The 21595-nt window shown below is 39.6% G+C and carries 22 protein-coding genes; 12 read left to right on the top strand and 10 right to left on the bottom strand.

Features of this window, described 5'->3' with window-relative positions; all coding sequences use genetic code 11:
- Positions 1–25: 25 nt before the first annotated feature.
- Positions 26–910, top strand: coding sequence for a pyridoxal-phosphate dependent enzyme (locus tag P2W72_RS14680; RefSeq protein ID WP_276364063.1), 885 nt, complete (start codon positions 26–28; stop codon positions 908–910).
- Between the two features lie 170 nt (positions 911–1080).
- A complete protein-coding gene (gene lat, locus P2W72_RS14675; RefSeq protein WP_276364060.1) occupies positions 1081–2412 on the top strand; it encodes an L-lysine 6-transaminase in 1332 nt (443 codons plus the stop codon).
- 52 nt (positions 2413–2464) lie between these two features.
- On the opposite strand, the gene bshB1 is transcribed toward lat, so the two are convergent.
- The 3 genes from bshB1 to P2W72_RS14660 are packed head-to-tail and all read right to left on the bottom strand — an operon-like array spanning position 2465 to position 4301.
- Positions 2465–3181 carry a bacillithiol biosynthesis deacetylase BshB1 gene (gene bshB1, locus P2W72_RS14670; RefSeq protein ID WP_276364057.1) on the bottom strand — a complete coding sequence of 239 codons (717 nt, stop codon included), beginning with the start codon at positions 3179–3181 and terminating at the stop codon, positions 2465–2467.
- The gene (locus P2W72_RS14665; RefSeq protein ID WP_276364054.1) at positions 3178–3684 is read right to left on the bottom strand and encodes a glutathione peroxidase; all 507 of its coding nucleotides are present in this window, start codon (positions 3682–3684) and stop codon (positions 3178–3180) included. Before P2W72_RS14665 ends, bshB1 begins: the two co-directional genes overlap by 4 nt.
- The gene (locus P2W72_RS14660; RefSeq protein ID WP_276364052.1) at positions 3681–4301 is read right to left on the bottom strand and encodes a DUF4294 domain-containing protein; all 621 of its coding nucleotides are present in this window, start codon (positions 4299–4301) and stop codon (positions 3681–3683) included. The genes P2W72_RS14665 and P2W72_RS14660 overlap by 4 nt, the downstream gene beginning before the upstream one ends.
- Before the next feature lie 115 nt (positions 4302–4416).
- On the opposite strand from P2W72_RS14660, the gene P2W72_RS14655 reads away from it, so the two are divergent.
- From P2W72_RS14655 to P2W72_RS14640, 4 genes are read left to right on the top strand one after another with little or no spacing between them, the layout of a single operon-like run.
- Positions 4417–6648 carry a bifunctional (p)ppGpp synthetase/guanosine-3',5'-bis(diphosphate) 3'-pyrophosphohydrolase gene (locus P2W72_RS14655; protein WP_276364148.1) on the top strand — a complete coding sequence of 744 codons (2232 nt, stop codon included), beginning with the start codon at positions 4417–4419 and terminating at the stop codon, positions 6646–6648.
- Positions 6649–6705: 57 nt separating this feature from the next.
- Entirely contained in the window at positions 6706–7182 is a 477-nt protein-coding gene (locus P2W72_RS14650; protein ID WP_276364049.1) for a transcriptional repressor, read from the top strand.
- A gap of 28 nt (positions 7183–7210) precedes the next feature.
- On the top strand, positions 7211–8485 hold the full coding sequence (locus tag P2W72_RS14645; protein WP_276364048.1) for an adenylosuccinate synthase: 1275 nt from the start codon (positions 7211–7213) through the stop codon (positions 8483–8485).
- 46 nt (positions 8486–8531) lie between these two features.
- Positions 8532–9806 (top strand): anthranilate synthase component I family protein, encoded by a 1275-nt coding sequence (locus P2W72_RS14640; protein WP_276364047.1) that lies wholly within the window; start codon positions 8532–8534, stop codon positions 9804–9806.
- A gap of 1 nt (position 9807) precedes the next feature.
- Here P2W72_RS14640 and P2W72_RS14635 read toward each other — a convergent pair whose 3' ends face one another.
- From P2W72_RS14635 to P2W72_RS14620, 4 genes are read right to left on the bottom strand one after another with little or no spacing between them, the layout of a single operon-like run.
- Entirely contained in the window at positions 9808–10623 is an 816-nt protein-coding gene (locus P2W72_RS14635) for a M48 family metallopeptidase (protein ID WP_276364046.1), read from the bottom strand.
- Positions 10624–10633: 10 nt separating this feature from the next.
- Positions 10634–11287 (bottom strand): glycerol-3-phosphate 1-O-acyltransferase PlsY, encoded by a 654-nt coding sequence (plsY, locus tag P2W72_RS14630; protein WP_276364043.1) that lies wholly within the window; start codon positions 11285–11287, stop codon positions 10634–10636.
- A 45-nt stretch (positions 11288–11332) separates the two neighbouring features.
- Positions 11333–12187 (bottom strand): carboxylating nicotinate-nucleotide diphosphorylase, encoded by an 855-nt coding sequence (gene nadC, locus P2W72_RS14625; RefSeq protein ID WP_276364041.1) that lies wholly within the window; start codon positions 12185–12187, stop codon positions 11333–11335.
- Between the two features lie 44 nt (positions 12188–12231).
- Positions 12232–12633, bottom strand: coding sequence for a DUF4783 domain-containing protein (locus tag P2W72_RS14620; RefSeq protein WP_276364038.1), 402 nt, complete (start codon positions 12631–12633; stop codon positions 12232–12234).
- Between the two features lie 80 nt (positions 12634–12713).
- On the opposite strand from P2W72_RS14620, the gene gpmI reads away from it, so the two are divergent.
- Both gpmI and P2W72_RS14610 read left to right on the top strand, forming a co-directional pair.
- Complete coding sequence (gpmI, locus tag P2W72_RS14615; RefSeq protein ID WP_276364036.1) at positions 12714–14237, top strand: 2,3-bisphosphoglycerate-independent phosphoglycerate mutase; 1524 nt, start codon at positions 12714–12716, stop codon at positions 14235–14237.
- On the top strand, positions 14237–14764 hold the full coding sequence (locus P2W72_RS14610; RefSeq protein ID WP_276364033.1) for a hypothetical protein: 528 nt from the start codon (positions 14237–14239) through the stop codon (positions 14762–14764). The genes gpmI and P2W72_RS14610 overlap by 1 nt, the downstream gene beginning before the upstream one ends.
- A gap of 25 nt (positions 14765–14789) precedes the next feature.
- Here the strand turns inward: P2W72_RS14610 and P2W72_RS14605 are convergent, their stop codons facing one another.
- Entirely contained in the window at positions 14790–15137 is a 348-nt protein-coding gene (locus tag P2W72_RS14605) for a hypothetical protein (protein WP_276364031.1), read from the bottom strand.
- Between the two features lie 65 nt (positions 15138–15202).
- Positions 15203–15817: a tetratricopeptide repeat protein gene (locus tag P2W72_RS14600; RefSeq protein ID WP_276364029.1), complete on the bottom strand. Its 615-nt coding sequence runs from the start codon at positions 15815–15817 to the stop codon at positions 15203–15205.
- 306 nt (positions 15818–16123) lie between these two features.
- On the opposite strand from P2W72_RS14600, the gene lon reads away from it, so the two are divergent.
- The 3 genes from lon (at position 16124) to P2W72_RS14585 (ending at position 20209) form a co-directional block, all read left to right on the top strand.
- The gene (gene lon, locus P2W72_RS14595) at positions 16124–18598 is read left to right on the top strand and encodes an endopeptidase La (RefSeq protein WP_276364026.1); all 2475 of its coding nucleotides are present in this window, start codon (positions 16124–16126) and stop codon (positions 18596–18598) included.
- A 61-nt stretch (positions 18599–18659) separates the two neighbouring features.
- Positions 18660–19172, top strand: a complete 513-nt coding sequence (locus P2W72_RS14590; protein ID WP_276364023.1) for a hypothetical protein — start codon at positions 18660–18662, stop codon at positions 19170–19172.
- Positions 19173–19237: 65 nt separating this feature from the next.
- Positions 19238–20209, top strand: a complete 972-nt coding sequence (locus tag P2W72_RS14585; protein ID WP_276364021.1) for a lipid A deacylase LpxR family protein — start codon at positions 19238–19240, stop codon at positions 20207–20209.
- A 4-nt stretch (positions 20210–20213) separates the two neighbouring features.
- Here P2W72_RS14585 and arfB read toward each other — a convergent pair whose 3' ends face one another.
- Positions 20214–20624, bottom strand: coding sequence for an alternative ribosome rescue aminoacyl-tRNA hydrolase ArfB (arfB, locus tag P2W72_RS14580; protein WP_276364019.1), 411 nt, complete (start codon positions 20622–20624; stop codon positions 20214–20216).
- A 103-nt stretch (positions 20625–20727) separates the two neighbouring features.
- Between arfB and cmk the strand changes: the two genes are divergently transcribed.
- Positions 20728–21414, top strand: a complete 687-nt coding sequence (gene cmk, locus P2W72_RS14575) for a (d)CMP kinase (protein ID WP_276364015.1) — start codon at positions 20728–20730, stop codon at positions 21412–21414.
- The last annotated feature ends 181 nt before the right edge of the window (positions 21415–21595 follow it).

Genomic DNA, 21595 nt, shown 5'->3' with positions numbered 1-21595 from the left:
TGACACTCAATCTGTATTGAGAACAATGAGGGACCTTGAAATCTATAGCCCTGTAGAAGAGATCAGCAGTCCACTTTTAACAGAGAAGCAGATTGAATTGTTCGTCAAGCGTGATGATATGATCCATCCATTTATTTCAGGGAATAAATGGAGAAAGCTAAAATATATACTCAAGGAAGCAACAGAAAAAGACCAAAAGCATCTGGTTACTTTTGGTGGAGCATATTCGAATCACCTCCTTGCAACAGCCTGCGCGGCTGCAAAGTTCGGCTTTAAAAGTAGCGGGATAGTACGTGGAGAAGAAGTCAGCAACCAGACACTTATGCTATGTAGCTTATTTGGTATGGAACTCATCTTCACAGATCGCGAAAGCTACAGGCACAAGGAAGAATTGTTTGAAAAATACTTCAGGCAAGATCCCGCAGCTTTTTTCATAAACGAAGGTGGCGCCGGAGCAGCTGCAGTGAAAGGATGCTCAGAATTGACAGATGAGTTAACTTATGTATACGATCATATTTTCTGCGCTGCAGGAACCGGAACAACTGCAGCAGGTATACTGCACGGCATTGAAAGAAATGAACTGCCAACAAGAATGAATGTTGTTCCTGTATTAAAAGGTACTGATTATCTAAAAGATGAAATAAAAAGCTTTTCAGGCAGTGAGGAGTTCAACTTTTACGCTGAATATCATTTTGGAGGCTATGCCAAAACAGAGCCTGCATTAATCAACTTTATCAAAACATTTTGCAGCTCAACAGGAATACTGATTGAACCTGTTTATACAGGAAAAATGTTTTATGCTATTTATGATCTGATCTCTAAAAATCAATTGAAGCCTGGCTCCAAAGTTCTGGCTGTCCATACCGGCGGACTTTCAGGAATTGCAGGGATGGCAGAAAAGTTTGCTTAATCCTCATTTTAAGACCTGCTCCTACTGCTCCCAGAGGTGGGAAGAATGACATTCTGATCCCAAAAACAACTTTAAACGATTTAAACCTGATTTTCCAGTCAAAAATTGAAAAAGTGCCTCTATTTCGCTATTTGAGCATTTTTCTTAAATTTGAGTTTAATCCTATAACCATGTATAAACTAACCGTATCGCCAAAACAGGTTCAGGAATCTTTAAGCAAACATATTCTTGCCGATGGTTACGACCTGACTTTCGACATGGAAAAAAGCAGCGGGGTTCATATTTATGATTCAAAGTACGACCGCACGCTTTTAGACTTTTTCACATGTTTCGCTTCTGTTCCATTGGGGTACAATCATCCCAAAATGATAAATGATGAGGAATTCAAAAAGAACCTCATGCTTGCAGCATTAACCAATCCCTCAAATTCAGATATTTATACCACTCAATATGCTCAGTTTGTTGAAACCTTTGCAAGAGTAGGCATTCCAGACTATCTCCATCATGCATTTTTTGTTGCAGGCGGAGGACTGGCGATAGAAAATGCAATTAAAGTTGCTATGGACTGGAAGGTTCAAAAAAATTTCCAAAAAGGATATACAAAAGAGAAAGGATTTAAAGTCCTGCATTTTGAAAAGGCCTTTCATGGCCGTACAGGATACACTTTAAGCCTAACAAACACCAGTCCGGATAAAACTAAGTGGTTTGCAAAATTCGATTGGCCAAGGGTCAGTGTTCCGGCAATTAAATTCCCGTTTACTGATGAGAGCTATGAAGATTTAAAGAGAAGGGAAGCCTTATCAATAGCCCAGATCAGACAGGCCTTTGCTGATAATAAAGACGATATCTGTTCCATTATCATCGAACCAATCCAGTCTGAAGGTGGGGATAACCATGTGCGTAAAGAGTTTCTGGAACAGGTAAGAGCTATCGCCGATGAAAATGATTGTTTTCTGATCTATGATGAGGTACAGACCGGAGTAGGATTGTCAGGTAAATTCTGGACTCATGAGCATTTCGGTGAAAAAGCCCGTCCTGATATTATAGCATTCGGCAAGAAAATGCAGGTTTGCGGCATTCTGGTGGGAAATAAAGTTGACGAGATCGAAACAAACGTATTCCGGGTTTCATCGCGTATCAATTCTACCTGGGGAGGTAATCTGGTTGACATGGTCAGGTCTGCAAAGATTCTTGAAGTCATTGAGGAAGATAATCTGCTTGAAAATGCCACTATATGCGGAAATTATCTTCAGGAACGTCTGCGCAAAATGTCAGAAAAACAGGAGAAAATCTCTAATGTAAGAGGACGCGGACTAATTACTGCGTTTGACTTTCCCAACAAGGAGATGCGCGATAAGTTCATTAAACAGGGAATGGAAAAAAATGTAATGTTCCTCGGCTGCGGAGATAGATCTATACGGTTCAGACCGGCGCTGATCATCAAAGAAGAACACATTGATACCGGACTTGAAGTTCTGGAAAATGTAGTATCAGGTTTATAAAAAGAATTATCTCCTGGTCCGGATTTTATTATAAATCCAGACCAGGATAAAATCACCTTAAATCAAACAGATTATCGATACCGAGCAGTTTCTTAGTGGTAAAGCCCTCACCATGAACTGCGCCTATCGACTTTCCTAATTCCCTTGAACGGGCCTCTATTATTTTAAGAAAATCAGGAGATGAGATATAAGTCTGAGGTTCATCACTATCCGGATCAAAAAACTGAGTCTTAAATGCACGGATGCATTCCAGTTTTTTATCCCAGAATTCAGTAACATCAACGATAATATCCGGTTCAATGTATCTGTCCTGAATATAATTAAGCAATAGTCTTGGTCTGTATGCCTGCTGATCCTGTCCATCCAGCTCGGTTTTGATCTTTGGCAAGCCTGAAAGAAAAAACGCATCATACACCAGCTCTGATGCCCGTCCATGGTCAGGGTGACGGTCGTGAACAGCATTGCATAAAACAATTTCAGGAGTATATTTCCTGATCATCTGAATAACCTTTATCTGATGTTCTTCATCATTCCTGAAAAACCCGTCACGCATTCCCAGGTTTTCACGGGCATGAAGTCCCAGAATCCTGGTAGAATCAACAGATTCCTGATCTCTGGTCTCCGCTGTCCCGCGGGTGCCTAATTCTCCCCTGGTAAAATCAACAATACCCACTTTTTTACCAGCTGCAATATGCTTTAAAATTGTTCCTGAACAACCAAGTTCTGCATCATCAGGATGCACAGCAAATACCAGTATATCTAGTTTCATACGTCTATAATATTCAGCAATTTATTAATTCTCTTCCTGATTCTTGAAGAATTTGGTTTTGTAAAGGGATAAAAATAATCGGCAGGTTCACCGTGCTTGTTAATCAGGTATTTATGGAAATTCCATCTTGGTGTGGATGCTATATTTCCGATCAGTTTTTTATCTGACAGAAACTTAAAAAGAGGATGTGCATAAGTTCCGCGAACCCGAATCTTATCAAAAATCGGAAAACTTATCTCAAAATTCATTTTACAGAATTCTCTGATAGCCTCGCCTTCAAGCGGTTCCTGACCTCCAAAATCATTGGATGGAAAGCCCAGAATTTCAAAGTCCTGCCCCTGAAATTCCTGATAAAGATTTTCAAGCTCTTTCAGTTGAGGAGTAAATCCACATTCAGATGCAATATTAACAATAAGCAATACCTTACCCTTATAGTCGAGCAAATCCACTTCCCTTCCATTCAGATTCTGAACGGAAAACTGATAAACTGTTTTTTCATTCATAAATAGCTGTAGGAGTAATATCCAGAAGATTGTATAATGGATTCAATATCACGATCTTCCTGCGGATCGTAGGTGTTTTTTAAGTTATTCCCAAATATCCGGGCAATAGACTGATAGAAAAATGCAGTTATTCCTCCCTTCATGTCTTTTAAAAGGTCATAACTGCTGTTTCCGGTTTCCCTATCAATAAGTTTAATCAGAATCCCACCCTGAGTGATTGTAAGATTCTTAATCTCCCTGTTAAACATATCCTTGATTTCACCTTCAAAAGCCTTGATCATAAGCCTTTTCTCTTTCCTGCTTTTCACATTAGCCAGATTCATCTGCAGCTCTTCATACTTCCTTCGGGCATACATAGCATAGGGCAGAACCTTCAGCACATTATATCTCAGACGATTAAATTTGGCTTTTTCTTCGGCTGATCTGAACAGCCGGGTATCAATAATTGAAATTTCAGGGATAATAACCCAGGGAATCAGTTCATTATCCACATTGGTAATTGAAACCCGTATGGTATCATTCACCCCCTTTACCGTCGGGTCGTTCTTAAACTGGGCTAATGCCATGTCAGACATCAAAGCCAATAAAAGAATTACCGATAGCCTTAAAAATTTCATAATTTTATGATCTGCAAATTTACAGCTAAAAAATCTATATATTAATACTCAAAGTTACAGAATGTAACCCTTTTAACATTCAAACGTTATTTGGTTTCAGCTATTGCATTAAATGATGAAAGAAATAGTGATCGATCTTGAAGCAGAGAAAAAAGAAATACTCAAGAGGTATCGTGCATTACTGAGGGCATGTAAGTCTACCATGCAAAAAGGTGATAAGCGTATGATACGCCTTGCCTTCGACATGGCATTGGAGAGTCACCAGAATATGCGGCGTAAATCCGGCGAACCCTATATATATCATCCGATTGCTGTTGCTCAGATTGCCGCTGAAGAAATAGGTCTGGGAACAACTTCTATAGTTTGCGCCCTCCTGCATGATGTTGTGGAAGATACTGATATCACTCTTGAAGATATTGAACGCGAATTCGGGAAGAAAGTGGCAAAGATCATTGACGGTCTGACTAAAATTGCGGGAGTTTTCGATTATAACAGCTCTCTGCAGGCAGAAAATTTCAGAAAAATGCTGCTTACCCTGGCAGATGATGTCAGGGTAATTCTCATAAAACTTGCCGACCGTTTGCATAATATGCGAACCATGGATTTCATGCCAAGAGACAAGCAGCTGAAAATATCTTCCGAAACTGTTTATTTATATGCCCCTCTGGCTCACAGACTCGGACTCTACATGATTAAGTCAGAGCTCGAAGATCTTTCCATGAAATACATGGAACCGGTAACCTATAAATTTATCGCTCAACAGCTGAATGAGAAAAAAGCAGAAAGAGAAAATTTCATCAAAGGCTTCATTGCTCCGATTAAGGAAATTCTCAATGAACAGGGACTGGAAGCGGACGTTTACGGAAGACCCAAATCCATTCATTCGATATGGTCTAAAATGCGCAAGAAAAACATCCCATTCGATGAGGTGTATGATCTCTTTGCCATTCGGATTATCCTGAACAGTAAACCGGAAAACGAAAAAGCCGACTGCTGGAAAGCATATTCCATTGTTACCGATCTATATCACCCGAACCCTGATCGTTTACGCGACTGGATATCTTCCCCGCGTGCCAATGGTTACGAATCATTGCATACCACAGTAATGGGTCCGAGAGGTCAATGGGTTGAAGTACAGATTCGCACAAACCGGATGAATGAAATTGCTGAAAAAGGGTTCGCAGCACACTGGAAATATAAAGAAGAACCGAATACCGATAGCGGACTGGATCAATGGATACATAAAGTTCGCGAATTACTCAGCAATCCGGAAGCCAATGCGCTCGACTTTCTGGATGATTTCAAAATGAATCTTTTCTCTGATGAGATTTTCATTTTTACTCCCAAAGGAGCATTGATTCAGCTCCCTGTAAATGCGACAGCTCTCGACTTTGCCTTTGAAATACATACGGATATTGGGGCAAGCTGTATTGGGGCAAAGGTTAATCACAAACTGGTACCCCTTTCCCATAAATTACAGAACGGTGATCAGGTTGAGATCATCACTTCAAGCAAACAATCGCCAAAAGAAGACTGGCTGAGTTTTGTAGTTACCGCCAAAGCAAAATCAAAGATTAAATCCTCGCTGAAAGAAGAGAAAAGAAAGATTGCAGAGCAAGGCAAAGAAATTCTTGAAAGAAAACTTAAATCATTAAAAATTACCTACAATACAGATAATCTGTATAAACTCAGTTACTATTTTAAACTGCCAACCACTCTTGATCTTTTCTTTAATGTTGCACAGGGGAAAATTGATATTAAACAACTTAAAGAATTCGTTGCATCTGAAAAAGTTGTTGAAAACAAACCTGAAAAAATTGAACCGGCTTATAATGATCTGCTGATCAAAAAAGTTAAGAGTTCAGACAGTGATACATTATTAATCGGTGAAGATCTGCAAAAATTGGACTATAAGCTTTCAAGCTGTTGTAATCCGATTCCGGGAGATGATGTTTTCGGATTTGTAACAGTTGGAGACGGCATAAAAATTCACCGCACCAACTGTCCGAATGCGGCTAAACTCATGGCAAACTATGGGTACAGAATTGTAAAAGCCCGGTGGAATTCTCAAAAAGAGCTGGCCTTTCTAACAGGATTACACATTACAGGCATTGATGAAGTAGGACTCATCAATAAAATTACCACGGTAATTTCAAATGACTTTAAAGTAAATATGAGATCTATAACTGTTGACACTAATGATGGCATTTTTGAGGGCTCAATTATGGTATATGTAAATAATACAAAACACCTTGACAACCTGATCAGTAAGCTAAAAGACGTTGCCGGGGTAAGCTCTGTAACCCGTTTTGACTCAAATAATGACGATATAGTTAAGGCTTCCTGAATTAAATACTGAATATTCTTATTTTTTGGATAAATTTGGGCGTTATTTTAAAACACTATGTCCGGAACAGACACTATTGCACTGGTAATAAAAATTTTTGAGGCTTATCTTGAGAATAAAAACCTCCGTAAAACCCCGGAGCGTTATGCAATTCTGGAAGAAATTTATTCCCGTAATGACCATTTTGATGTGGAATCACTTTATATTCACATGAAAAACAAGAAATACAGGGTAAGCCGTGCCACTGTTTATAATACTCTTGAACTATTGGTTTCCTGCGACTTAGTTACCAAACACCAGTTTGGCAAAAACATGGCGCAATTTGAAAAATCCTATGGTTATAAACAGCATGATCATATTATTTGCATCGATTGCGGCAAAGTTGTGGAGTTCTGCGATCCCCGCATACAACAAATACAAAGTATGATGGGCGATATTTTAAAATTCGACATCAAACATCATTCCCTGAATTTATATGGCAATTGCACCCGCCTGAAAGACGGAGCCTGCGATTCTTATGTTAATAAAAATTAAAATCAATATACTTACCCTGTATTAAATCATGACTGTTGACGTATTGTTAGGCCTCCAGTGGGGCGACGAAGGAAAAGGAAAAATTGTTGATGTATTAAGTCCGGAATATGACTTGATCGCCCGTTTTCAGGGTGGGCCAAACGCAGGTCATACACTTGAATTTGACAATCAAAAATATGTATTGAATACTATTCCCTCAGGAATTTTCAACGATAAAGCCATGAACCTGATCGGGAATGGTGTAGTGATTGACCCTATCATTCTGAAAAGAGAGCTTGATAACCTGAGGAAAAACGGATTTGATCCTGTTGCACGTAAAAAAATGGTGATTGCACGTAAGGCTCACCTTATTCTGCCTACGCATCAGCTACTGGATGCTGCATCTGAAAGTAATATGGGCGCCTCTAAGATCGGTTCAACTTTGAAAGGTATTGGTCCAACATACATGGATAAGACCGGAAGAAATGGCTTAAGAGTTGGCGATACCATGCTTAGCGACTTCCGCGAGCGTTATAACCGATTGGTAAACAAGCATCGCTCAATTCTTTCTCACTACGGTGAAATTCCTGATTATTCAGAAAAAGAAGCTGCATTTTTTGAAGCCGTTGAACTTCTTAAAACCATCCCTCAGGTAGATAGCGAACATTTTGTTAATCAATACCTTAGAGAAGGAAAGAAAGTTCTGGCAGAAGGTGCTCAGGGAACTATGCTGGATGTTGATTTTGGTTCATATCCATTTGTTACTTCTTCAAACACCACCACAGCAGGAGCTTGTACCGGTTTAGGAGTTGCCCCAAGAAGTATTGGAAGTGTTATAGGCATTTTTAAAGCCTATTGTACACGTGTTGGAAGCGGGCCTTTCCCTACCGAACTTGAAGATGAAACCGGTGAAGAACTAAGAAAAATCGGTCACGAATTTGGTGCCACAACCGGTCGCCCGCGTCGCTGTGGATGGATAGATCTTCCGGCATTGAAATATGCAATTATGCTGAATGGTGTTACAGAGATGGTAATGACCAAAGCTGACGTATTAAGTGGCTTTGAAACAATCTATGCATGTACTCATTACAAATATGATGGCGAAGTGATTGATTATATGCCTTATGACATTAATGCAATCAAAGCAGAACCGGTATTTGAGCCTATTCCGGGTTGGAATGAAGATCTGACCGGTATTCGTGAGATTAATCAGATCCCTGAGAAATTAAAGAACTATATCACTTATCTGGAAAAACACCTGGGAGTGCCAATCAAATATCTTTCTGTTGGTCCTGACCGCGTACAAACTTTAACCCTCTGCTAAAACAGGAAGAACTTAGATTTTAGCCTGGTTTTGATTTATTGTATCTATGTTAAAAGTTTTTAATACTGATAATCAGGATACATTCAAACTAAAAGCTTTGCATTGGGCAAATACTTTTACCAGTGCCTGCTATTTTGACTCAAATCATTATTCTGATCCTTATTCTGCATTCGATGTTTTGATAGGTGCGGGAGCAAAAAAGGAGATTAGCAATTACGGTCAGGATTCTTTCAGTAAACTGAAAGAATTTTTAAAATCGGAAGCCGGGTATATTCCCGGCTTCTTCTCTTACGATCTGAAAAATGAAATTGAGAACCTCCGCTCTAAAAACCCCGACCACTTAAAATTTCCGGATATACATTTCTTCCTTCCCGAGCATTTGCTGATCATAAGCGGGAATATCATTAAAATTTACAGCGACAATCCTGATTCGGTCTGGCAGTCTGTTAACAATTTTAACATTCATAACTCCGGCTCCACGCATTTAAAACCGGTAATTAAAAGCAGATTTACCCGGGAAGAGTATATTCATACAGTTGAAGAGATCCAAAAGCATATTCAAAGGGGCGATATCTATGAAATCAACTTCTGTCAGGAGTTTTATGCAGAAAATGTACAGATTGACCCTCTGGAATTATTTATCAGGCTAAACAACCTTTCTCCCACCCCATTTGCCAATTTTTTCAGACTTAATGACCTTTATATTATTTCTGCCACTCCCGAACGCTTTCTAAGCCGCAAAAAGAATAAACTCATCAGCCAGCCAATAAAGGGTACCACATCCAGAAATGCTAACAGGAAAATAGATGAAATCCAGAAAGAACAGTTGCTGAATGATGAAAAAGAACGCGCTGAAAATGTGATGATTGTTGACCTTGTGAGAAATGACCTGACAAAAAGTGCAAAACAGGGAAGTGTCAGAGTTGAGGAATTATTCGGTATATACAGTTTCAAGCAAGTTCATCAGCTGATATCAACAATAGTATGTGAAGCACGGGAAGACCTTTCCAATGCAGACATCATCGCAAATACATTTCCAATGGGGTCAATGACCGGAGCTCCTAAGATCAGAGCCATGCAACTGGCTGATCAATATGAACGGAGTAAACGGGGGATATATTCGGGAGCCGTGGGCTACTTCTCTCCTGATGGAGATTTCGATTTCAATGTAGTGATCAGAACGATCCTCTATAACTCATCATTAAACTACCTGTCTTTCCATACCGGCAGTGCAATAACTCTGGATTCTGATCCCGTAAAGGAATACGAAGAATGTGTTCTTAAAGGAAAGGCAATAACCAAAGTGCTCAGCCAAAGCTGAATTACTTAACTCTGGCCCCGGTATAAAACTGACGGGCTTCAGGTAATAACTTTTTAATTGAAGCGATTCTTGTAGCATCACTCGGGTGAGAACTTAAAAATTCAGGACTTGCTCCGTTACCCTGCTTTGCTGCAGCCATACGTTCCCAGAATGCAACTGCACTATCCGGATTATACCCTGCCATTGCCATAAAAATCAGTCCCAAACGGTCTGCTTCACTTTCCTGATTCCGGGAATATTTCAAAATAGCCAATTGCCCGCCTATACCGTATAATTTAGATACCATCTGCTGAGTGGCCTGCGACTTGTTTCCTACTGCAGCACCCACCAAACTCCCTCCTGTCTGGGCAATAGTCATTTGGGAATACCTCTCTGCTGCATGCTGTGCTATGGCATGTGCAATTTCATGCCCCATTACAGTTGCAAGTCCGGCATCCCCATTAGTAACATTCAATATCCCGGAGTATACAGCCACTTTTCCTCCGGGCATACACCAGGCGTTAATCTCATCACTCTTTACAAGGGTAAACCTGTAATCATAATCATATTTATTACCATAACCATTGGCCTTCAGGTAACGATTTATAGCTGCAGCAAGCTTATTCCCGACAGCTTGAACACTTTGAGCATCCTTACCTGCAGTAATAGCTTTTGTGGAAGGATCAGATAAAAAACTATTGTATGCCTTCACTGATTCTGCCTGTAAAGCAGAATCATCTACAAGACTTAACTGACTTCGGCCAGTTAAAGGCACCTGAGAACAGGAAGACATCAGCACATTCACAATTAATGCACCGTAAATGACCAGATTTTTCATATAACTGAAACTAATTTTGGAGATTTTTTCTTTTAAAAAGATTCGCTTTGGATTCTTTGCCCTTTATCAGACGCTCTATATTTTTTTGGTGAGTAACCAGAATCAATATGCAAATACACATCCCATAAAGTACAACAGAACGAATAGATGAATGAAAAATAAATATAATACTAAGCGGGAAAGTAAATCCGGCAATAATTGAGCTTAGCGAAACATATTTTGTAATGAGCAGAACCAGCACAAATGCGGCAACACAAAGAAGTGCAGCAGGAGGATGTACAGCCAGAATCATTCCGAACAAAGTTGCTATGCCCTTACCCCCTCTGAATCCGGCAAAAACAGGAAAAAGATGCCCCATTACAGCAGTAATTCCAAGAGCAAGCTGATAGTTTACAAACTGTACAGAATTCTGCGGACCTGTGACTGACAGACCAATCAGATAAGCAAGATTGGTAGCAGTATAGCCCTTCAGAATATCCAGAACCATTACTGCTATCCCTGCCTTTTTACCAAGTACTCTGAAGGTATTGGTGGCCCCGGCATTACCGCTTCCATATTCACGCACATCTATGCCATAAAAGGCCTGGCCAATCCAAACCGCAGTTGGGACAGAACCAAACAGATAAGCAAGAATCAAGGCAGAAAGTGAATAGACTGAAATCATGCAGATGCAATTATACTAATTCCAAACGCCAAAATCTTAATTAAATCAGGATTTAATAGCCTTTAAGCTCATATCTAGACTCTTAACAGAGTGAGTGAGCGCACCCATAGATACATAATCAACACCACACTTAGCATATTCCAGTACATTTTCCTCTGTAATCCCCCCCGAAGCTTCTGTAACAAAAGCTCCATTCACCAATGCAACGGCCTCCTTAAGGGCAGCAAAACTGAAATTGTCAAGTAAGATCCTATCCACCCCTCCATTTTCAATAACTTCTTTTAACTCGTTGAGGTTTCTGACCTCTATCTCAATCTGAATGTCAATCTGCTTTTCTTTCAAATATTTTTTTGCTGAGCGGATTGCATTTGATATACCTCCGGCATAATCTACATGATTATCCTTAATCAGGATCATATCATATAAACCGATTCGGTGATTAACCCCTCCTCCGATCCTGACTGCTAATTTTTCGAGATAACGTAATCCGGGAGTAGTTTTCCGGGTATCAAGAACTTTGGTTCCTGTTCCTTCAAGGAGCTTTACAATTCTGTTTGTGGTACTGGCAATACCACTCATTCTTTGCATAATGTTTAAAACAAGACGCTCTGCAATAAGTATAGAATGCACACTGCCCTCTACATAAAATGCGATATCTCCTGTCTTCACGGCTTCCCCGTCATGGATCAGAATTTCTGTTTTCAGCTGAGGATCAACTATCCTGAATATCTCCTTTGCTACCTCAATTCCGGCAATTACCCCAAAATCCTTAACCAGTAATCTGGCCTTTCCTTCAGTACCTTCGGGTATAGTAGATAATGAAGTATGATCTCCGTCACCAACATCCTCAGCAAGAGCTAGCCTGATAAAAGGCTCCAGTTTTGATCTGTCTAAATTCATCTAAATTGGCTGTGCCCAAAAATAGAAATACTTCTCAATAAAAATTACTCTTTATCGTATTCTATTCTGATCACCTTGATGAGGAACCTTTCCCCTTCTCTGGACATTGAAACAGACACCCTGAACCTGTCTTTGTCTGTTTGATAGGACAGCACAGCAAATCTGAAATTTGGGTTAGAACTCAGCCTGTGTATTATTTTGACTGATACCGGTTTATTTCTGAGAAAAAAATCGCGAAGAATCAATTCAGCCTGTGCTTTTGAATACTCATTTTCATCTGAAAGGATATTCATCTCAATCAGAGGTGAGAAATAGGCAGCAATCTCTTTGCTTCCTGAACTTTTAAAATGCGCTGACAAGGTATCAAAAGCATCCTTTTGCTGGAATTCTGAATAAAATAATAAATTCAGACCCGTAATTATAGTAAGAAAGATTTTTGTTCCCATATACAGTATCACACAAAGCTAATATTATGCCATAATACAAAAAATGCCTATAATTTTAAACAGCCTCGTATATTTGTGTTGTGGAAAATAAAAAAGCAATTCTTCTTATTCTCGATGGCTGGGGCTACGGGAAACATGACAAATCTGATGCAGTTAGTGTAGCTGACACTCCTTTTTTTGATCAGCTGATTCAAAAATACCCTAATTCAAAGCTTGAGGCTTCAGGCGAAGCTGTTGGTTTACCGGCAGGTCAGATGGGTAATTCTGAAGTTGGACATATGAATCTTGGCGCCGGCAGGGTAATTTACCAGGAACTGGGAAGGATAAATAAAGCTGTCAGAGAAAATGAGCTGGAAAACCACCCTGTACTAAAAGCAGCATTCCAACATGCACTGAGTTCGAACAAAAATGTCCATTTTATCGGACTCTTATCCAATGGCGGGGTGCATTCTCATATTGATCATCTTAAAGGTCTCTGTGATGCTGCCAAAGCCAATCAGGTAAAGAATGTATTTATTCATGCTTTTATGGATGGACGCGATACCGATCCAAATTCGGGACTCCAGTTCGTGCTTGAGTTAGAGGATCATTTGCAGCATTCGACGGGTATAATTGCCTCCGCTATCGGTCGTTATTATGCCATGGACAGAGATAACCGCTGGGAGCGTGTTAAGCTGGCTTATGACCTTATGGTAAATGGTACCGGAAAACCGAGTAACGACATCTCTGAGAGCATTCAAAATTCGTACGATGCCGGTGTAAGCGATGAGTTTATAGAACCGATTGTCAGGATTGACAATGACGGAATCCCTGTTGGGAAAATTGAGGAAGGTGATGTAGTAATCTGTTTTAATTTCAGAACAGACCGTGGTCGTGAAATTACTGCCGTACTTACTCAGCAGGCATTCCCAGAGTATCAGATGAAACCACTGGATCTGTACTATGTAACCATGACCACCTATGACGAAACCTTCAAAAAGGTACATGTTGTATTTACTAAAGATGACCTGAATGATACCTTAGGTGCAGTGCTTGAGCAGAATAATAAAAAACAGATCAGGATTGCTGAAACAGAAAAATATCCGCATGTAACCTTTTTCTTTTCAGGTGGAAGAGAAAAAGAATTTGAAAATGAGAAAAGAATTCTGATCCCTTCACCCAAAGTTGCTACCTACGACCTGCAACCTGAAATGAGCGCTGTAGAAATTGCCGATGCCATTTGTCCTGAACTGGAAAAAGGATGGCCTGATTTTGTATGCCTTAATTTTGCCAATCCTGACATGGTTGGTCATACGGGCGTTTTCAGTGCTGTAGTTAAAGCCGTTGAAACTGTCGACAAATGTCTTCAAAAAGTGGTAGAGTGTGGTCTTAAGAATGGCTACTCCTTTATTATTCTTGCAGATCATGGCAATGCAGATTATATGATCAATCCCGACGGGTCTCCAAATACCGCACATACCACTAATCTGGTGCCTTGTATTTTGATCGATAAAGATTTCAAGCATATTCGGGATGGTAAACTGGGAGACGTAGCCCCTACTATTCTGAAAATCATGAATATTGAAGTCCCTGAGATAATGAACGGAGAAATACTGGTATCCTGATGAGAATCGGTGTCTTATTTTTACTTTCTTTTTGGATATACTCCTGTTCCGAACCTGAAGTAAAATCATCCCAAAAACATTATGCAGATATTAAAGGATTTGTTGAATCTGAAGTGAGCAGGCTCAGCAAATCCAATACCCGTGTCAATAAAACAGTAATGCAGAACGGCATTTCCGAATCATTGACAAACCTCGAAGTGAACTGGGAAGATGAACTGGCTCTGTTCAGCGAATCTGATATCAACAAAACTGCCTGGCAGGATAGTTATAGCGTGATAAAAAAAGCGGAAAACACTGAATTTCTTGCACTTGATTCAACTCTCAGAACAAGACTCATTATTACCAGACAAAACAAAAACAAAGAAATAGTCTATCTTCAGATAAGAAACCGGACAAAAAACAACCTTTATAAAACCGATGAAGTTTTGACCTATATCCCGGATTCGGTTTACTCCATTATCAAAGATCAAAAGGTAATTTTTCTCGGCAAAAACAGGTTTGAAATCAGGGGGAGTTTAATTCGCTGATCTGCCTGCCAAATCCTTCTATCTCTTACTCACCCGAGTCGGCTTCAACTTTTCTGCTCTGAAACAGATAATACCAGGCCAATACAGCCAGTCCGGATACAAAAAACACAATTGAGTACGGACGCAGAGTATCATTAAAAAAGAACTCACCAATCATCCATATCGCATTGGCCATGATCCAGAAACAAACGGCCAGATTATGAAAGAGCTCTGAAATCACCTTCCTGAACCTGAAGGTGATAAAAAAAGCAAGAAAGAGTGTCGGAAATATCATGATGATTCCTGGAATCTGAAGATCCATCACCCAGAATGTATCCTTAATCAGCCAGCATGCAATATGAAGGTTTTCAAATTTTCGAATGGATTTGAGCATTGAGATAGGAAGTACTGTTGCGGCAATATTATAAAAAAACCCGGTTAAACCCGGGTCCTGAAATTTTATTTAAGATTCTGGAGATATACTTTAGCATCAGCCAACTGGGTAATGACATCTCTTCTGTCAGGTGTAAATGAAAGAACCTTTTCAAAATCAGCAATACATGACCTGAAGGAGCTGGTAGCTTTTCCTTTGTCATAAAAATTTGGAATTTTCTGTCCTTTAAGTACCCCATAATCTCTGTATGCTACAGCCCGGTTCTGATACAATTTAACATCATCCTGATTCAGTTCAATGGCTTTTGAAAAATCCTTTATAGCAAATAAAAGCAACTTTTCACGATCAGCATAAGTTATCCCTTTAGTTTCATTTGCCATAATATTTCTGGCCTTACCTCTGTAATAATAGGCACTATTATCATTTGGCTTTAAGTTAATTACTCTGTTAAAAGTAGTTACAGCCTCTTTGTACGCAGATGAATGATAATAAGAATAACCAAGCATGTAAAGGGTATTTACATCGCTCGTATCAACAGCCATAGCTTTTTCAAGATTAGTAACAGCTAATTTAAAATTACCGTCAATCAGGGCCTTCTGGCCCATTTTATGATAAGACGTCTGTGCGAAAGCTATATTCGCAGCACAAAGGATAACTAAAAAACCTGAAATTGATCTCATTTGAAATTTGTAACAAATTAATATCGATATAAGAACGGTACTCAGACCATAATTATTTTAAATGTACAAAATAAAGAAAAGAATGAAAATCAAAACCCGATTTTGCGAAGTTTAATAATCAGAGCTAATCTTACCATTGAAGCCCTGATCAATTCTTGTGTCAGCAGAATTGTCGGTATTTTAATTATTATCTGCCTAAATTAAAGTAGAATTTGAATTGGCACATGGCTTGCAATCTATTGCTGAAGCTATTTTTAGCTGCCTTGAATAAATTCAACTGTCATAATGACGTTATAAGAGATATAGATGAATAACTACGATAACTTTGATTTTAATCGCGCAATACCCCTAATTAATGAAGATTCTGAGTTCTTTCCACTGATGTCGCAAGAAGATGAAGAGGAAATGAACAATGAGGAAACACCCGACATTTTGTCGATTCTTCCATTACGAAACACTGTATTATTTCCGGGAGTGGTTATTCCTATTACGGTAGGCAGAGATAAAAGCATAAAGCTGATTAAAGATGCATACCGTGGTGACAGAATCATCGGAGTGGTTTCTCAGCGCGATGTAGGTATTGAAGACCCAACATTTGAGCAACTTAACCAGGTAGGAACGGTAGCGCTGATTATCAAAATGCTGCAGATGCCTGACGGCAATACCACTGTAATTATCCAGGGTAAACAAAGGTTCAGACTGCAGGAAGAAATACAGAACGATCCTTATATTAAGGCATCGATACAAAAATTTGAAGAGGTACGCCCAAAGCCTGACAAGGAGTTCAAAGCACTCATGGCATCTATTAAGGAAATGGCCATGCAGATTATTCAACTCTCTCCGAATATACCAAGTGAGGCTGGAATAGCTATTAAAAATATTGAAAGCGCATCATTCCTGATCAATTTCATTTCATCAAATATGAATGCTGATGTGGCAGCCAAACAGCAAATGCTTGAAGTTGCCAATCTTCCGGAACGTGCTAAAATGGTACTGGAGCACCTGACACAAGAGCTGCAGATGCAGGAGCTGAAAAACCAGATTCAGTCCAAAGTCAGGGTCGACCTTGATAAGCAGCAAAGAGACTATTTCCTTAACCAGCAATTGAAAACTATTCAGGAAGAGCTTGGCGGCAACTCTCCTGACCTTGAAATTGAAAACCTGAGGTTCAGAGCCTCAGAAAAAAAATGGAGCAAAGATGTTGCAGACCATTTCAATAAAGAAATCGAAAAATTATCGAGAATGAACCCGGCAGCTGCCGACTATTCAATTCAAATCAATTACCTTGAGTTACTTCTTGATCTTCCATGGAATGAATTCACAAAAGATAATTTTGACCTGAAACGGGCAGAAAAAATTCTGGCAAAAGATCATTACGGACTGGAGAAAGTCAAGCAGCGTATCATTGAATACCTTGCTGTACTTAAGCTAAAGCATAACATGAAGGCTCCTATCCTGTGTCTGGTGGGCCCTCCGGGAGTTGGTAAAACATCTTTGGGTAAATCAATTGCCAAAGCTCTTGGAAGAAAATATGTACGTATGGCACTGGGGGGCATCCGTGATGAAGCAGAAATCAGAGGACACCGCAAAACATACATTGGTGCAATGCCTGGAAGAATCATCCAGTCGATCAAAAAGGCTGGAACATCAAATCCTGTTTTTGTACTGGATGAAATAGATAAAGTAGGTAATGATTTCAGAGGCGATCCATCCTCAGCCCTGCTTGAGGTACTTGATCCGGAACAAAATAATGCATTCTATGATCATTATGTAGAAGTTGACTATGACCTTTCCGGAGTGATGTTTATTGCAACAGCAAATTCACTGAGCACTATTCAGCCTGCCCTACTCGACAGAATGGAAATTATCGAGGTGAATGGCTATACTATTGAAGAAAAAGTAGAAATCGCAAAACAGCATCTGCTTCCTAAACAAAGGGAACAACACGGTATAAAGACTAAAGATATTTCTCTTAAAGCAAATGTTATTGAAAAAGTAATCGAGGACTATACCCGTGAATCCGGTGTCAGGGGACTTGAAAAAAAGATAGGATCTCTGGTACGCGGAGTAGCAACAAAAATCGCCATGGATAAAGAATACAATCCTTCCCTGAGCAAGGATGATGTGGAAACTATTCTGGGTCCGCCGATTTTTGATAAGGATTTGTATGAGGGTAATGAAGTTGCCGGAGTAGTTACCGGTCTGGCATGGACCCAGGTTGGAGGAGATATACTCTTTATTGAAGCAAGTTTGAGTCCGGGAAAAGGTAAATTATCTCTTACCGGTAATCTGGGTGATGTAATGAAAGAATCTGCCACCATAGCCATGGCTTACCTGCGTGCCAATGCATCCAAATTTAATATTGACTACAGATTATTTGATCAGTGGGACGTACATGTGCATGTTCCTGCCGGAGCAACCCCGAAAGATGGTCCGTCTGCAGGTATAACCATGTTAACCGCCCTGACATCTGCATTTACTCAGCGGAAAGTGAAACCTCATCTGGCAATGACAGGAGAAATTACACTTCGTGGTAAAGTATTGCCTGTTGGAGGAATAAAAGAAAAAATTCTGGCGGCTAAGCGAGCCAATATCAAAGAGATTATTCTTTCAAAATCAAACAGAAAAGATATAATGGAGATCAAGGAAGATTATATAAAAGACCTTAATTTCTATTACGTAACTGAAATGAAGGAAGTAATTGAGCTCGCATTGAGTAAAGACAAAGTTAAAGACGCAATAGATGTTTCTGTAAAAAGTACATCTGCTGAGATTCATTAATTTGATTTAAACTCCTGAAATATTCTTAATTTTAAATACACACCTATCTAAAACTCAGAATATGAAACCCAGAATTACATCATTATTAGTCCTTTGCTCTTTACTCATAAATAGCGCAAAAGGACAGGAAAGCAGATCGGAATCTTCGGGACCTGAAAAGCGGGCTCAAAATATATTTGTTGAGCTGGGTGGCCAGGGATTATTGTTTACCGCCAATTACGATACGCGTTTTTCCAATCGACGGGATGGGCTCGGTGGCAGAGCCGGAATAGGCTATGTTGCTATAGACGGCGATAACGCTACTACTGTACCCCTGTCACTGAATTATCTTTTAGGTAAAGGGAAGCATTTTTTTGAAATGGGTCTTGGAGCCACACTTATAGCCACCGGGGGGAATGAAAATTCTATTGTGTTCAATGATAATCAAAGTAATATCATTGGCACAATGAGCTTTTCATACAGATTGCAGCCCTCAGATGGCGGATTTTCACTGAGAGCTGGTCTCACTCCGGTATTCAACAAGGACTTTTTTATTCCATACTACGCCGGATTAAGTTTAGGATACAGTTTTTAATCCTGAAAAAAATGCGATTTTGCCGGGAGTTATTTCCTGCTAACTATTCTACACTCATCAATTGAATGAAAAAAACAATCTTATTGTTATCAGCTACCTTATGTTTTTCATATTTCACTACAAAGGCTCAATCTGATAGTTATAAAAGCGAATTCAGTTTCAGAAGCGAAAATGACTCCTATCTGGCATATGGTCAGGACCGGTATTATACCAATGGCTTGTTTTTAAATTTCAGATCTGCAATGGATCAGTCTGAATTTAAAAACGAAAAACTCAATAAAGTGATCTGGGAAATTGAAGCAGGCCAGAAGATGTACAATCCCCAAACGGGCAATATTAATAACATTGCTTTTGTTGACCGTCCGTTTGCTGCCTACCTTTACGCAGGCGGGAATGTCAATTTACTATATAATTCAGAAAGCAGTCTGAAAATCAGTCTGCAGGCAGGAACAATCGGACCTGCAGCAAAGGGGAAAGAGGCACAGGAGCTTTTACACAATACAGTTGGTTTTTATGAGATTAATGGCTGGCAATGGCAGGTAAACAATGAAGCCGGAATAAACTCAACACTGGAATACAATAATTTACTCAAAAGATTTCCGTCCGGAAATACAGATTTCACGCTAAGCTCATATATCAATGGTGGAAATACTTTTGCAGGAGCCGGCGCCGGTTTTCTTTTCCGAAGCGGAACAATAAATCAGCTCTTTAACTCAGCAAGTACCCAAAGCACAATTTCTAACAAGTCAGTATCAAAACCTGAAAATGACAGGGAGTTTTTCTTCTATGCTAAACCAATGTTTCATTTCATTGCCTATGATGCTACTATAGAAGGCGGAATGTTCAGGGCAGATAAAGGACCAGTGGTTTATGATGTAAAACCTTTTGTCTTCAGCCAGCAGGCAGGAATTATTTACTCCCGAAACCGATGGACAGGGGATTTCTCAATCATATTTAAATCAAGGGAAGTAAAGAGCATTGCAAAACCACATCAGTATGGTTCATTAACGGTTTACTACAGATTTAATAAGAATTAAGGCATCAATCTTTAAAGAAATCCCTCCTGCTGATCTTTTTAAGGGCATTTAGTTGTTTTGCTCTCAATCTGTTCTCTACATCTGCACGTTTAGGTTTAGTTGGCTTTCTTAAAGCGGGCCGGTATAAAGCATTTTGAAGAATTAAAAGTAATTTTTCAATCCCCCTTTCTTTATTACGGTACTGACTTCTCTCCTCTTCTGTAACTACCTGCAGCACACCATCAGAATTAATACGCCCTGCGAGTTTCTCAATGATCAATACTTTTTGCTGATCAGTAAACAAGCCTGAGTTACGCACATTAAAATTCAGTTCTACTTTGCTGGATACCTTATTAACATGCTGACCACCTTTCCCACCACTTCTGGAAGTGCGGAACACAAGTTCTCTGATTAAATCTTCTTTTCGGATTTGCATATTTGAAATTAAGAAATTTAAGTTCATGCTTCAGATAAGCCTGATATAAATAAAATCATATTCCTTAACAGCTAAATAGAAAGCAAATCCTATTTTTACGGCGATGAAAAATAACATCATAATAGCCATTGATGGCTTCTCGTCCTGCGGAAAAAGTACAGTGGCAAAAGCCCTGGCAAAAAAACTTGATTTTATTTATATCGACAGCGGTGCGATGTACCGTGCTGTTACCCTTTACTTTTTAAGGAATAATATTGACCTGAACGATGCTGAAGCCGTTGACAATGCTTTAAGGAATATTCACCTGAATTTTCAGACTAAAGACGGCCAAACGCTTATCACCCTGAATGATGAAGACGTTTCAGAAGAAATAAGACAAATGCCGGTAGCTGAAAAAGTAAGTACAGTGAGCGCCATTAAAGCCGTAAGAGTGGAAATGGTAAAGCAGCAACAAAGAATGGGCAGATCAGGAAATATTGTCATGGATGGCCGCGATATTGGCACTGTGGTTTTCCCTGATGCCGATCTTAAATTATTCATGACTGCCGATCCTGAAATCAGAGCTGCCAGAAGATATGATGAACTGATTGCAAAAGGTGAAAATGTAAAACTGGAGGAGATATTTGACAATCTGGCATTCAGAGATTATCAGGACACTACCAGGGCCGAAAGTCCGCTGATTCAGGCCCCTGATGCTATTGTGCTCGACAATTCGCACATTAATCAGGAGCAACAACTGGAATTTGTATTATCGCATTTAAAGCCTTTGTTAAAGGACCGGAGCATATAACCAGTATAAATAATACAATCAAACCGCGGGGTTTCCCCCTTAATGCAGGGGCTTTGTAATTCTCTGATTCTTAGATATCCTGTCAAAAGCAAAGTTTTAATTCCAGGGAAAACACCCTTATTATTATCGTTGCAACGTACTGATGCCCCCTTTATCACAAATTAAGCTGATTAAAGCAATT

The sequence above is a fragment of the Daejeonella sp. H1SJ63 genome, assembly GCF_029360775.1.
Lineage (GTDB): Bacteria > Bacteroidota > Bacteroidia > Sphingobacteriales > Sphingobacteriaceae > Daejeonella.
This window is presented reverse-complemented; position numbering and strand designations above follow the sequence as displayed.

Coding starts and splice junctions, on each gene's coding strand:
- P2W72_RS14610 (WP_276364033.1), top strand. CDS start 14,237: ATGAGAATCGGTGTCTTATTTTTACTTTCTTTTTGGATATACTCCTGT.
- P2W72_RS14620 (WP_276364038.1), bottom strand. CDS start 12,633: ATGGGAACAAAAATCTTTCTTACTATAATTACGGGTCTGAATTTATTA.
- lon (WP_276364026.1), top strand. CDS start 16,124: ATGAATAACTACGATAACTTTGATTTTAATCGCGCAATACCCCTAATT.
- P2W72_RS14645 (WP_276364048.1), top strand. CDS start 7,211: ATGACTGTTGACGTATTGTTAGGCCTCCAGTGGGGCGACGAAGGAAAA.
- P2W72_RS14660 (WP_276364052.1), bottom strand. CDS start 4,301: ATGAAATTTTTAAGGCTATCGGTAATTCTTTTATTGGCTTTGATGTCT.
- bshB1 (WP_276364057.1), bottom strand. CDS start 3,181: ATGAAACTAGATATACTGGTATTTGCTGTGCATCCTGATGATGCAGAA.
- P2W72_RS14640 (WP_276364047.1), top strand. CDS start 8,532: ATGTTAAAAGTTTTTAATACTGATAATCAGGATACATTCAAACTAAAA.
- P2W72_RS14650 (WP_276364049.1), top strand. CDS start 6,706: ATGTCCGGAACAGACACTATTGCACTGGTAATAAAAATTTTTGAGGCT.
- P2W72_RS14600 (WP_276364029.1), bottom strand. CDS start 15,817: ATGAGATCAATTTCAGGTTTTTTAGTTATCCTTTGTGCTGCGAATATA.
- plsY (WP_276364043.1), bottom strand. CDS start 11,287: ATGATTTCAGTCTATTCACTTTCTGCCTTGATTCTTGCTTATCTGTTT.
- P2W72_RS14665 (WP_276364054.1), bottom strand. CDS start 3,684: ATGAATGAAAAAACAGTTTATCAGTTTTCCGTTCAGAATCTGAATGGA.
- nadC (WP_276364041.1), bottom strand. CDS start 12,187: ATGAATTTAGACAGATCAAAACTGGAGCCTTTTATCAGGCTAGCTCTT.
- P2W72_RS14680 (WP_276364063.1), top strand. CDS start 26: ATGAGGGACCTTGAAATCTATAGCCCTGTAGAAGAGATCAGCAGTCCA.
- P2W72_RS14590 (WP_276364023.1), top strand. CDS start 18,660: ATGAAACCCAGAATTACATCATTATTAGTCCTTTGCTCTTTACTCATA.
- lat (WP_276364060.1), top strand. CDS start 1,081: ATGTATAAACTAACCGTATCGCCAAAACAGGTTCAGGAATCTTTAAGC.
- cmk (WP_276364015.1), top strand. CDS start 20,728: ATGAAAAATAACATCATAATAGCCATTGATGGCTTCTCGTCCTGCGGA.
- arfB (WP_276364019.1), bottom strand. CDS start 20,624: ATGCAAATCCGAAAAGAAGATTTAATCAGAGAACTTGTGTTCCGCACT.
- P2W72_RS14605 (WP_276364031.1), bottom strand. CDS start 15,137: ATGCTCAAATCCATTCGAAAATTTGAAAACCTTCATATTGCATGCTGG.
- P2W72_RS14635 (WP_276364046.1), bottom strand. CDS start 10,623: ATGAAAAATCTGGTCATTTACGGTGCATTAATTGTGAATGTGCTGATG.
- P2W72_RS14585 (WP_276364021.1), top strand. CDS start 19,238: ATGAAAAAAACAATCTTATTGTTATCAGCTACCTTATGTTTTTCATAT.
- P2W72_RS14655 (WP_276364148.1), top strand. CDS start 4,417: ATGAAAGAAATAGTGATCGATCTTGAAGCAGAGAAAAAAGAAATACTC.